The following is an 11,646-nucleotide window of genomic DNA, read 5'->3' on the forward strand; positions in this document are numbered from 1 at the left end:
AAATGTTTCATTCCTGTTTAAAATGACAACAACAGGGCAAAAACTGTCCTGGAAGGACGGGGCTTTAGACCCAGTTTTTGGGTAACGCAGTGAAAATCGGCGGCCAATGTACGTTGGGGCAAGGCCAGCAGATCCTCCCCCGCCAATTTTTGAAAAGACTTGCCCACCCCAGTTACCTTGCCCTTCAAGTGCGATCACTACCCTATCTCCAATCGCGCCGAGGAGATAGAGTTCTCCAGCCGTTGAAAGGGGTGGCGGGAATTACAACGGTTTTTTGCCCAGACCACTTTCTATCGCCCAGCGGGCCAGTTCTGTGCGGTTGTGCAGGCCGGTTTTGCCCAGCATGTTGCTGACGTGGCTTTCAACGGTGCGCTGGCTCACCCCAAGAACTTCGGCAATCTCGCGGTTGGACAGGCCCCTGGCCACGTACTGGATCACCTTAGTTTCTGTTGGCGTAAGTTCAATTTCCCGATCCAGTTTTATGACCGGCTGAATGCCCACATTCTGCACTTGTAACAGGCGCTCGGTATGTTTGAGAGAAGACTCCACCTGCGCCACCAATTCTTCCGGCTCAAAGGGCTTGACCATGTAAACATCTGCCCCTGTGGTCAGGCCGCGCACCCGATCCGCCGTCTGCCCACGCGCCGACAGAAAAATCACAGGTATCCAGTCCGTAGCACTGTTGGAGCGAATGGTTTCCACAAAGGTATAGCCATCCATCTCCGGCATCATCACATCGCAGATGATCAGGTCTGGTGTGAAATGGCGCATCGCTTCCAACCCCTCCAGACCGTTGCTCGCCGCCACCACCTCATAACCGCGAAACTCTAGGTAGTCCTTGGCCAGCAGGATTAAGTTCGGATCGTCATCGATGAGCAACAGTCGCTTTGGGTTGTCCACGGTTTACCTTTTGAGCGCTAAGCTAAAAAGTTTTAGGTGAAGAAATACGGAATCTCTTGTTTCCGTGACCTTCACTGTAGGGAAACGACTCTTGAGTACCACCCTTTTGCTTGCTCAATTGGGGAGCAGCCTATGGTAACTGTGCCCTACCTCTAGTCTCTAGGATATCACACATGGAAGAAGTGGAAGTATTCACTTGCGAAATGCTGGCAACAGTATCTCTACGGAATTTAGGAGCCCTGGCTGGTAACCCTATCCCACAAACCTGGCAGAGCTGGCCTCTGCTCTGAAATCGCAGTGCCCAACACATAACCGCAATCTACCCAAAAATTTATATCTCGTGTGTCTATATATCACATACCTATATGCTTAAGTACCGATATATCTAACATCTGCTACCTATTCAAGTGCCCGTACGTCTTCTGGCTGGGGTTTCCAGGTAGGCAGGCGGGCAGAGCTGATGGAGAATGGAAGAAAGCCTGCGCTTTAACGACAGCCGACATGGGGAGAACGGGTGGAAAAGGGCACACTGGTGGAGTTTCGTTACAATAACGACCGTGTGTTGGCAGTGGTTCAGGGCACCGAGGGCAAGAAGAACCTACTGCTGGGGGTGCCTTCTGGGCAGGTTCATAGTGTTCACCCTCGCCAGATTACCTTTGCTTTGAACGGGGGATCCAGCTTCACGGCTTCCGACATCCCCGGCTTTTGGCAGGCGGTGCAAGCAAAGTTGGATCCCGAAAGCTTGGCGCTGGCCTGGGAACTGGTGCAGGAGGAGCGTCAGCCCCTGAGCTTGGCCGAAATGGCTCAGCTGTTGTTTTCTGATGATTCTCCGGTCTCTACCTATGCCGCCTATCGCCTCTTGAGCGAGGATCGCACCTACTTCAAGCAAAAGGGGGAGAGCTACGAACCCCGCACTCCGGCTCAGGTGAAGGAGATCCTCCATCAAATGGCCGTCGCCCAACAACGGCAGCAGGAACAAGCAGAGTTTGAGGCCCACCTGCGGGAGGCTCTGGCTCATCCCGGCCAAGGGTATCCCTGGACTCCTGCCGAGCGGGCCCGCCTGGAGGTGCTGGAGCGCCTGGCCCTGCAGGGAGCAGCAGCAGCCATTCGCAGCCACGAGGATCTCTCTTCCAATCTCAACCCGTCGGATCGGGAACGGGCCTCGCAACTGCTGGAGCTGATGGGGTTTCCTGACACTCCGCAGGGGGCCTTTGAGGCTTTGGTGGCTCTGGGGCTGTGGAGCCGCCACGAGAACCTGGCCCTGCGCCTCACCGGGATCCCAACCCAGTTCCCGAAGGCGGTGGAGCGATACACCCAAGCCCTGCTCAGCCAGCCTCCCTCTTTCTGGGATCCCCATCTGCGGCGGGATCTCACCCATCTCCACACCTACACCATCGATGATGCCAGCACCCGCGACATCGACGATGCCCTCAGCGTCGAGTTCTGGTCGGATGACGCGGTGAAGCTCTGGATCCACATTGCCGATCCCAGTTGTTGGGTGCAGTGGGGGGATCCCCTCGATTTGGAAGCCCGCAAGCGTGGCACCAGTGTCTATTTGCCGGAGCGGGTGATCCCGATGTTCCCACCGGAGTTGTCCACCGGCCCGATGAGCTTGGTGCAGGGAGAGGTGCGGCCTGCCCTTAGCTTTGGCATTCTACTGGGATCCGACGGCCAGATCCGGGATTCCGAAATTTGCCTCAGCCAGATCAAAGTCACCTACCGCCTCACCTACGAAGATGCCGATGAAATGTTGGAGTTGGGGGCAGAGGCCCAACTGACGGCTATTGCCCGGGCGGCCCAGTGGCGTTATGGGTGGCGCATGGCTCAGGGGGCCATTCAGATCGGCCTGCCGGAGCAAGATATCAAGGTCATCGACGAGATCCCCCACCTCCGGGTAATCGAGGATACTCCTGCGCGGCAGATGGTGGCGGAAATGATGGTGCTCACCGGCGAGGTGGCGGCCCGCTTCGCCAGCCAAAATGGGATCCCGGTGCCCTATCGTCTGCAGCCGGCTCCCGACTTACCCCCACCCGAAGTGCTGGATAGGTACCCTCAGGGGCCGGTTCGGTCTTTTGCGATCATGCGCTGTCTATCGCGGGCGGAAGTAGCCACCCAGCCAGGGCGACATACAGGGCTGGGTCTCGATGCCTACTGTCAGGTTACCTCCCCGATTCGGCGCTACCTGGACTTGGTGGCCCACTACCAGATCAAGGCCTTTTTGCGCGGGGATCCCTTGCCGTTGACGGAGGCGGATGTGCAGCAGCTGCTGCTGGGGATTGAGCCGGGCACCGCTGAGGCCAACCAGGTGGAGCGGAAATCCAAGCGCTATTGGAGCATCGAATACCTGCGCCTGCGACCGGGGCAAATTTGGCGGGCTCTGGTCTTGGGCTACCTGCGCGAGCAGGAAAACTTGGTGTTGGCCATGCTGGATGAGATTGCCTTTCGGGTGCCGGTGCGCCTAGAACGCCAGATTCCTCTGGGGGCTTGGATCGAGTTGGAAGTTGTGCAGGCGGATCCCCGTGCGGACGTAATTGAGCTGCGCGAGGTGGGACGAGAGGCTGCCATGGGCGGATAGATATGCCTTGACCTGTCGCTCACCCAATCTGCGTGGATAGCTGATACAACAGAGGGGGGAAGTCTCAGAAGTCTGGATCGTGAATTTTCTTTAGGAGGGATCCCATGACCGCACGACCTTCCGGCCCACCTCCAATCGTTTACATTCTTTTGTTCGCGATACTGGGAGGCGGCGGCTGGTATGCCTATCGTTCCGGCCTGTTGGACTCATTCCTGAATAGAGAGAACACGCCTCCTATCCCCAACCCGCCTGCCAACGCCGTTAATCTGGATACTTCTCTGCCCAACCCAGCAGTGCTCCAGATGGATGGCAGCGTCACGATGATCCGGATCGTCTTGGCCCTGAAGGGAGGCTACACCCAGCGCAACCCCGGCATTCCCCTCACCTATGGGATCCCGGATGGCAAGCCCAATGGATCCAATGCCGGCCTGAAGGCCCTGATGGAAGGTCGCATCCAGATGGCCGCTAGCTCCCGCCCCCTCAATGCCAGCGAAGTGCAGGCGGGTCTACAGGCGATCCCGGTGGCCAAAGATGCCCTGGCGGTGGCGGTGGGGGTGAACAACCCCTACAAAGGAGGACTGACGCTGCAGCAATTGGCCGATATCTTCCAGGGTCGGATCACCAATTGGAGCCAGGTGGGCGGCCCGGATCGGCGGATTCGGGTCCTCAATCGCGCCCCCCAGAGCGGCACCTACAGCGTTTTCCAAGAACTCGTGTTGTTGGGGCTGCCCTTCGCTCCCGATAACCCTCCCTACTTCACCACCGCCACAGAAGATGTCACCACCCCGCTGCTGCGGGCTTTGGGAGAAGATGGCATCACCTACAGCACTGTCGATCAGGTGCAAAACCAGCAAACGGTGCGGATTGTGCCCATCGACGGCCAGATGCCCACCCGTGAGGCCATCCAGAGGGGCAGCTACCCCTTGGCGCGGAATGTGTTTTTGGTGGCACCTCAGAGGACTAGCCCTGTGGTGGCCGATTTCATCAACTACGCGCTCTCGGATCAAGGCCAGCAAATCATTGGCCGCACTGAGTTCATCCCCCTCCGATAGCAACCCAAAAATAGCATCTGAGATAGCCGCCGACAGCAAGCGCAGCGATATCTCTGGGCTTTTCCAGAAGACGCCTTCCACCTGCTCCTATTCAAGGCACTTAGTCGTTTCAGGTTAGAGTGAGGCGCCTGAGCTATTGAGAAAAGCCTTTGGCCGCGTGCGTTCAACGTTTTAGGGGTGGGTGCAGCGTCCTAGTTTGAATCCAAATGACCCTAGATGTTAGAGAGGGGGCCCTAATTTTCACCAAAGTTCAATTTTTCAGTTCTCTCGGCGCACAGCGCTCTCATGCCACTTGCCCAACACCCGGTCGGATAGAGCACTCAAGGAAATAAAGATCAGGATCCCCAAGCCGGTGACCAAGATCAAGGCCGCAAACATGCGGGGCACCTGCAGGTTGAAGCTGGAGATCAAGATCTGGTAGGCGATCCCGGCCCGCTGCCCGCCAGTACCGGCAACAAACTCCGCCACCACCGCCCCAATCAAAGAAAGGCCACCGCTGATGCGCAGGCCCCCCATGAAATAGGGCATGGCACTGGGTAGCCGCAAGTAGATCAACGTTTGCCAGCGGTTGGCTTTGTACAGTTGGAACAGGTTGAGCAGGTTGTGATCGACGCTGTTCAGCCCCAGAGTGGTGTTGGAAAGAATCGGGAAAAACGCCACAATCCAGGCGCACACCACCATCGCGGCAAAGGTGTTGTTGCGCAGCCAAATGATGATCAGCGGGGCGATGGAGACAATGGGCATCGTCTGTAAAATCACCGCATAAGGGAAAAAGCTGCGCTCGATCCATTTGCTCTGGGTGAACACAATCGCGACCAAAAGCCCCGATACTGTGGCAGCCAAAAAGGCCACCACCGTAATTTGCACGGTGATCAACAGGGAAGGAAAAAGCGTTCCCCAGTCGCGGATGAGGGTTTGCACCACCAAAATCGGCCCCGGCAAGAGGTAGTGGGGCACTCCCGTTACCCGCACCGCCACTTCCCAGCCCACCAAGAAGAGGATCCCGACGATAAGGGGGGCAATCACTTCCAGGTTGAACCAACGGCCCAGATTCAACCCCTTTGCAGGCACCCCTGAGCCGGCACTCGGTATGTCTGCCTCATCCGTGGGTTGGGATCCGAGTTTTTCTCCAACTGCGCCGGTCAGCTTGGGCAGAGACCAATCTGGCCAATGGAGAGGCCAGCTCTCCCCCAAGCCAACAACGGATCCCAGCCAACGGCGCCATGGCTCGAGAAGCTGGACAAACAGGTCGAACATATCGTGAGGTTGGGGCATCAAGGGACTTACGCAACAGAGAGAACACCGCTAAGCCAGGGATCCCATCAGCGCAAACGTCCAGCAGAGAGGGGGCGCAAATAGGGGGGATCCTGAGCTGAGCCGTGCATGGCCTCGTGCAGACGGGCCGACACTTCACGGCAGTAGTTGTTGTAAAGGGAAGAGGTGCGAAAGTCTTCCGAGCGAGGGTAGGGCGCATCGATGGGAATATCGGCTATCACCCGCCCTGGGCGAGCCGCCATCACCACCACGCGGTTGGACAGGTAGACGGCCTCGTAAATGTTGTGGGTAACAAAGATCACCGTCCAGCGCTTTTCTTGCCACAGCTCCAACAGGTCGCTGTTCAACTTGCTGCGGGTGATTTCATCCAGAGCTCCGAAGGGTTCATCCATCAGCAACACCTGCGGCTTGGTTACCAGGGCGCGAGCAATGGAAACCCGCATGCGCATGCCGCCCGATAGCTCGCGGGGAAAACTGCGCTCAAACCCCCGCAGGCCCACCAGTTGCAGAGCTTCCAAGACATCTCGATCGGCTTTTGGCTTGGGCTCACCTGCCAACTTCAAGGGCAGACGCACATTGTCCATCACCGTCGCCCAAGGCATAAGGGCCGGTTCCTGAAACACAAAGGCCAACTTGGGTTCCCCTTGGGGAGCATCCTTCTCAAGATTTTGCCCCCATTCGATAGAGCCTGTGGTCAGATGCCCCAGACCTGCCACCAACCGTAGCACTGTGCTTTTCCCACAGCCGGATGGCCCCACCAAGCTAACGAACTGCCCTTCTTGGATGGTCATATTCATGTCCTGCAAAGCCACCGTGCCATTGGAATAGACCTTGCTGACATGGTTGAGGGTAATGACAGGGGTGGGCATGGCTGGCAATTCCCGGAGCAGAGGAAGCACACACTTTCAAAATAACCCTCTCTGCCGCCTCTGCTTGGTAGGCGTAACTACAACTCTTTCCCTCAGAACCGGTTTCCAGAGAGTTTCTCACGGAAAGCTTGCGATGACCCAAATCGGAGCAGCAAGTCGGTATGATGTTGCCGACCACCCTCTGGCCAAGGAACACATGGGATCCCCATTTAAACCGGTTGCAGGTGCTGTTACAGCCCCGCGAGGATTTCGAGCCGCTGGAGTGGCCGCTGGCCTCAAGCCCTCAGGAGCTGCGGATCTGGCTTTGATCGTTTCCGAGTGCGATGCGGTTGGGGCAGGCGTTTTTACCACCAATCAGGTCAAAGCAGCCTGTGTTACCTACAACCAAGGGATCCTCGCCCAACAGCAGCCGGTGCGGGCCATCCTCTGCAATGCCGGGCAAGCCAACGCCTGTACCGGAGAAGAAGGAGAGCGCAACAACGCCCAACTGGCCCTCTGGGTGGCAGAACGGTTGGGGATCCCGGCCCATCAGGTGCTCACGGCCTCCACAGGGGTCATCGGGCGACAACTGGAAATGCCGAAAATCCAAGCAGCCCTGCCTGGCCTTATCGACAGCCTCTCTCCAGAGGGGGGGGAGAGCGCCGCCCGCGCCATCATCACCACCGACTTGGTGACCAAAAGCGTTGCCCTGCAAGCTGAGATCGACGGGTACACCGTCAGGGTCGGGGGCATTGCCAAGGGATCCGGCATGATCCACCCCAACTTGGCCACGATGCTGGCTTTTTTAACCTGTGACGCGGCTGTGGATCCCCGCCTGTGGCAGCAGATCCTCAAGCAAGCTGCTGACCTCAGCTTTAACCAAATCACGGTGGATGGGGATACCAGCACCAACGACATGCTCTTGGCTCTGGCCAACGGCCAAAGTGGGATCCCAACCCTGCAAGCCGGCACAGAAGCTGCCCAGACTTTGGCGGAGATGGTCAACCAAGTTTGCATTCATCTGGCTAAGGCCATTGCCCGCGATGGGGAAGGAGCTACCAAGCTGCTGGAAATTCGGGTGTGTGGGGCTGTGGATGATGGGGCAGCCCGGCATATGGCCCGTGTGATCGCCAGCTCTCCCTTGGTGAAGGCGGCAGCTTTTGGCAACGATCCCAACTGGGGACGGGTGGCAGCCGCCGCCGGACGGGCCGGGATCCCCTTCGACAGCCGCCGGTTGGATATCCGTCTGGGGGATTTTCTGCTCATGCAGGCGGGAATGCCCCTGGCTTTCGATCGCAAGGCAGCCTCTGAGTACTTGAAAGGGGATCCGGTGACCTTCACCGTGGATCTCCATCAGGGATCCGGCCAGGGCGTGGCCTGGGGCTGCGATCTCAGCTACGATTACGTGCGCATCAACGCCGAATACACCACCTAATGGGGGATCCCAACCATGACCACCGAATCGAACGCAAATAACGGCTTTTCTACCGAAGCCCAAGCGGCTCTGGCCAAGGAAGCGAGGCTTTCCCTATCCGGTTGGCAGCAAGAGGTGAGTCGAGGCTTAGAGTTTGGCCTCGAGGCAGCAGCCAGCATCGGCGATCGCTCCATCCCCACCTTTTCCCGTGGCGAATTGCCCCATTATGCCGGCATCAACACCTTCCTCAAGGCTCCCTACCTGGAGGATGTGCGCAAAGTTGGGGAGTACGATGTGGCAGTGGTGGGTGTACCCCACGATTCCGGCACCACCTATCGGCCCGGCACTCGCTTTGGCCCACAGGGGATCCGGCGCATTTCCGCTCTGTACACCCCCTACAACTTTGAGTTTGGCGTCGATCTGCGAGAGCAGATCACCCTCTGCGATGTCGGCGATATTTTTACGATCCCGGCCAACAACGAAAAATCCTTCGACCAAATCTCCAAAGGGGTAGCTCACATTTTCGGGTCTGGCGCCTTTCCCGTCATCCTGGGCGGGGATCATTCGATTGGCTTTCCCACGGTGCGGGGGATCTGTCGCCACTTGGGGGACAAGAAGATGGGCATCATCCACTTCGACCGCCATGTGGACACCCAAGAAACCGACTTGGATGAGCGCATGCACACCTGTCCTTGGTTTCATGCCACCAACATCCGCAACGCACCGGCCCATAACCTGGTGCAACTGGGCATTGGCGGCTGGCAAGTGCCACGGCAAGGGGTGAAAGTGTGCCGGGAGCGGGCCACCCACATCCTCACCGTTACCGACATCACCGAAATGGGCTTGGATGCAGCCGCCGATTTCGCCCTCGAAAAAGCCCTAGACGGCACCGATTGTGTGTACATCAGCTTCGATATCGACTGCATCGATGCCGGCTTTGTACCCGGTACAGGCTGGCCAGAGCCGGGTGGGCTGCTGCCGCGGGAAGCGCTCTACTTGCTCAAGCGCATTGTGCGGGAAGCACCGATCTGTGGCCTGGAGGTGGTGGAAGTCTCTCCCCCCTACGACATTAGCGATATCACAGCTCTAATGGCCACCCGAGTTATTTGCGATACGCTGGCCCATTTGGTGGTATCTGGGCAACTGCCGCGCCGAGAGAAGCCCGCCTACATCCACCCGGAGGCGACGCCAGAAATGGCCGGCGACTGGAGGTAAGAGATGCACGAGACCGACATGACCCGCGCCTTGATCCAAACACTACGTGACTGGTGGCAAAGTCAGCCGGGACAGCCTCAGATCGCTCGGGTGCACCTGGTGGTAGGACAGTTCACCTGTGTAGAGCCGGCCAGCCTAACCTTTGCCTATGCCGCACAAACCCAGGGTACTTTCCTACAGGGATCCCAGTTGGTCATCCGGGAAACGCCGCTCATTGCCTATTGCCATCCCTGCGGCCAAGAATACAAGCCAGAAATAGGCCGGCGCTATGCTTGCCCCAACTGTGGATCCCCGATGGAAGAGATTCGCTCGGGCCGAGAGCTGAAAATTGACTACATCGAAATTGACTACATCGAATGTTCAACAAACTTCACCCCACCGGCGCAACCAGAAGTCGCCTAGGCCGCTCCAAAGCTAAGTCCCAGAAGGACAGCTGCTCCCAAGCTGAGGATGAACATCAAGCCGGCAGGCATTAACGTTCGGGTTTTGCGGTAGCGCAGGGCGAATACGATAGATCCCAGCACTGTCGTCCCCAGGCCCAAGCCCAGCCCCCAGCGGGGATCCACCCCCAGCAGCCCATAGCTGACTCCGCTGAGGGCGGCCCCAACCAGCCCCCCGATGAGAGACTTGGAGCTTTTGCCTTTGCTATAGCCGATTGCTCCGCCCACCAAAAGCAGTGCCCCGTAGACCAGCAAGGTGATTTGTGCGGCCAGCATGATGGGAAAACCTTGTCCTCTCTAGGTTTAATCCACGAGGATATCGCGAATCAAGGGCAAGCGAATGCTGATGTAGCGATTGAGAATTGAGGCATCGACACTGCTGAGGGCGTGTTTTTTCTGACAGGCGCTCAGAAGCAGGTTCACCAAGTCATCGTCACGCTTTGTGAGCCAATCTGGCCTGCCAATCTCGCTGACCAAAGACCAAAACTGGCGTACCATTTCAGGAGTCATGGCATCCATTTTGTGGAGATAGGGGCTGAACTGCAAAAGAATGGTCTAGGCCATCGATTCGATTCTAGAAAAAAGACCTCATCCCCGAGGACAATATTTCAGCTCCGTCACAACTTAGGATAAGACGTTATGCTTTCCCACAAAGCTCAGCAAGCAGTGCCCCTTCTGGCTTTGTGAGGATCTTAGGAAGGTAAACTGGCAACTCCTGACATATATCAACATTAGGCGTTAAAAAACGATGATTCCTGTCAAAATCTCGACATCAGCATCAGAAGGTTCACAAGCCCCCTTATCCAAGCTGTAAGACAGGGAATCTGGGCGAGCAGGGGCTAGCGCAAGGCGTACTGTAACCTATAGGCTCCTTCTTCTCGTGGCTTATGGGTGTTGGCCCGCAGGGTATAAGTGCCGGTGCGGGGCAGAAAGGCAATCATCAGAGCATCGGTTCCACCCCCTTGGTCATCATCCCAAGCCCTGACTTCTCCACTGGGATCCAGCAGCTGCAAAAAGGCATCGAAATCGGAGCTGGTCATGGAAGCGATCAGGATCTGGCCGGCGCGGGCGGCAATGGGATATTCGTCCATCCAACTGCCATCCTCGGGATGCTGAAGGGATCCCTCCTGCAGACGGCCCGATAGGCTTTCCTGCCAATCTACCTGGGTGAGGATATAGGTGAGCCGGTAGTTGCCGGTGGATTCCGGCTCAAAGCTGGTGGCCCGCAGGGTATAGGTGCCTCCCTCCGGCAGACGCACTGCCAATAGGGCATTCACATCCAGGCCAGAGTCATCGTCAAAGCCAATCACCCGCCCTTGACCGTCCACCAGCTCCAGATAAGCATCAAAATCTTCGCTCTCTAGGGCCGCAATCAAAATCTGTCCCGGCTCAGCGGTGACGGGGATCCCATCCCAAAAGCTGCCGTACTGGCGGCTGACTTGATCTCCCACCTCCAGCGCTCCCGTCACGGTTTGGCTGCCTCTCCACAGAGCAGAACGGGTCAGCGCAGATCCCACCGGCAAGCCTCTCTCTCCCACCCGATCCAGCAGCCGACAGCCGCCGGCCAACCCCAATGCCACCAGAGCCAGAGTCAAACGGGATCCCCAACGGCGAGGAGATGCGCAAGAACGATACCAGCTCAACATCGGAAGGGATCCCTTTCTAAAGAATGGCAACTGTAGACTGATCCTACCCCCTGATTGATTGAGCGAAAAGTTGGTCAGAGACGACAACTTCTGCCAACTTCGTGCTGAGTTTTGAGGTTGTTGGCTTGCCCCTTCCTTGCTGTTTCAGCCGAGAGCAAACTGTTGGCCTACAGGGTTTCCCAAGCTTGCAAGACGGCTTCTAGGGCCAGCCGCCCATGGTAGAGATGGGTTCCCCCCTGCAAGTAGACGGTGTAGGGATCCCGCATCGGCCCATCGGCAGA

The 11,646-nt window shown here is 57.6% G+C and carries 13 protein-coding genes; 5 read left to right on the forward strand and 8 right to left on the reverse strand.

Annotated elements, in window-relative coordinates; genetic code table 11:
• Nucleotides 1-17 precede the first annotated feature (17 nt).
• Nucleotides 18-167: a hypothetical protein gene (locus NW819_RS02495; RefSeq protein ID WP_414412788.1), complete on the reverse strand. Its 150-nt coding sequence runs from the start codon at nt 165-167 to the stop codon at nt 18-20.
• Between the two features lie 94 nt (nt 168-261).
• The gene (locus NW819_RS02500) at nt 262-900 is read right to left on the reverse strand and encodes a response regulator transcription factor (protein ID WP_011434112.1); all 639 of its coding nucleotides are present in this window, start codon (nt 898-900) and stop codon (nt 262-264) included.
• Nucleotides 901-1,414: 514 nt separating this feature from the next.
• Between NW819_RS02500 and NW819_RS02505 the strand changes: the two genes are divergently transcribed.
• Together NW819_RS02505 and NW819_RS02510 are read left to right on the forward strand one after the other, a co-directional pair.
• The gene (locus tag NW819_RS02505; protein WP_414412789.1) at nt 1,415-3,475 is read left to right on the forward strand and encodes a ribonuclease catalytic domain-containing protein; all 2,061 of its coding nucleotides are present in this window, start codon (nt 1,415-1,417) and stop codon (nt 3,473-3,475) included.
• Nucleotides 3,476-3,579: 104 nt separating this feature from the next.
• Nucleotides 3,580-4,527, forward strand: coding sequence for a phosphate ABC transporter substrate-binding protein (locus NW819_RS02510; RefSeq protein ID WP_414412790.1), 948 nt, complete (start codon nt 3,580-3,582; stop codon nt 4,525-4,527).
• A gap of 258 nt (nt 4,528-4,785) precedes the next feature.
• Here the strand turns inward: NW819_RS02510 and NW819_RS02515 are convergent, their stop codons facing one another.
• Both NW819_RS02515 and NW819_RS02520 read right to left on the reverse strand, forming a co-directional pair.
• The gene (locus NW819_RS02515; RefSeq protein WP_414412791.1) at nt 4,786-5,802 is read right to left on the reverse strand and encodes an ABC transporter permease; all 1,017 of its coding nucleotides are present in this window, start codon (nt 5,800-5,802) and stop codon (nt 4,786-4,788) included.
• Nucleotides 5,803-5,849: 47 nt separating this feature from the next.
• Nucleotides 5,850-6,671, reverse strand: coding sequence for an ABC transporter ATP-binding protein (locus NW819_RS02520; RefSeq protein WP_414412792.1), 822 nt, complete (start codon nt 6,669-6,671; stop codon nt 5,850-5,852).
• Between the two features lie 196 nt (nt 6,672-6,867).
• Here NW819_RS02520 and argJ point away from each other — a divergent pair, with 196 nt between their 5' ends.
• Genes argJ through hypA form a run of 3 tightly spaced genes read left to right on the forward strand, consistent with a single transcriptional unit; the run spans nt 6,868 to nt 9,681 of the window.
• The gene (gene argJ / locus NW819_RS02525; protein WP_414412793.1) at nt 6,868-8,085 is read left to right on the forward strand and encodes a bifunctional glutamate N-acetyltransferase/amino-acid acetyltransferase ArgJ; all 1,218 of its coding nucleotides are present in this window, start codon (nt 6,868-6,870) and stop codon (nt 8,083-8,085) included.
• A gap of 15 nt (nt 8,086-8,100) precedes the next feature.
• Nucleotides 8,101-9,279: an agmatinase gene (speB, locus tag NW819_RS02530; protein WP_414329053.1), complete on the forward strand. Its 1,179-nt coding sequence runs from the start codon at nt 8,101-8,103 to the stop codon at nt 9,277-9,279.
• Nucleotides 9,280-9,282: 3 nt separating this feature from the next.
• On the forward strand, nt 9,283-9,681 hold the full coding sequence (gene hypA, locus NW819_RS02535; RefSeq protein WP_011434106.1) for a hydrogenase maturation nickel metallochaperone HypA: 399 nt from the start codon (nt 9,283-9,285) through the stop codon (nt 9,679-9,681).
• On the opposite strand, the gene NW819_RS02540 is transcribed toward hypA, so the two are convergent.
• The 4 genes from NW819_RS02540 to NW819_RS02555 form a co-directional block, all read right to left on the reverse strand.
• Nucleotides 9,678-9,995, reverse strand: coding sequence for a TMEM14 family protein (locus NW819_RS02540; RefSeq protein ID WP_011434105.1), 318 nt, complete (start codon nt 9,993-9,995; stop codon nt 9,678-9,680). The genes hypA and NW819_RS02540 overlap by 4 nt on opposite strands.
• Before the next feature lie 27 nt (nt 9,996-10,022).
• Complete coding sequence (locus tag NW819_RS02545; protein ID WP_238376795.1) at nt 10,023-10,229, reverse strand: hypothetical protein; 207 nt, start codon at nt 10,227-10,229, stop codon at nt 10,023-10,025.
• A gap of 329 nt (nt 10,230-10,558) precedes the next feature.
• Nucleotides 10,559-11,365, reverse strand: coding sequence for a PPC domain-containing protein (locus tag NW819_RS02550; RefSeq protein WP_414329052.1), 807 nt, complete (start codon nt 11,363-11,365; stop codon nt 10,559-10,561).
• A 167-nt stretch (nt 11,366-11,532) separates the two neighbouring features.
• The coding region (locus NW819_RS02555) for a methionine gamma-lyase family protein (RefSeq protein WP_414412794.1) at nt 11,533-11,646 on the reverse strand (114 nt) is incomplete at its 5' end.

Source organism: Synechococcus sp. R8-2 (assembly GCF_047461715.1).
GTDB lineage: Bacteria > Cyanobacteriota > Cyanobacteriia > Thermostichales > Thermostichaceae > Thermostichus.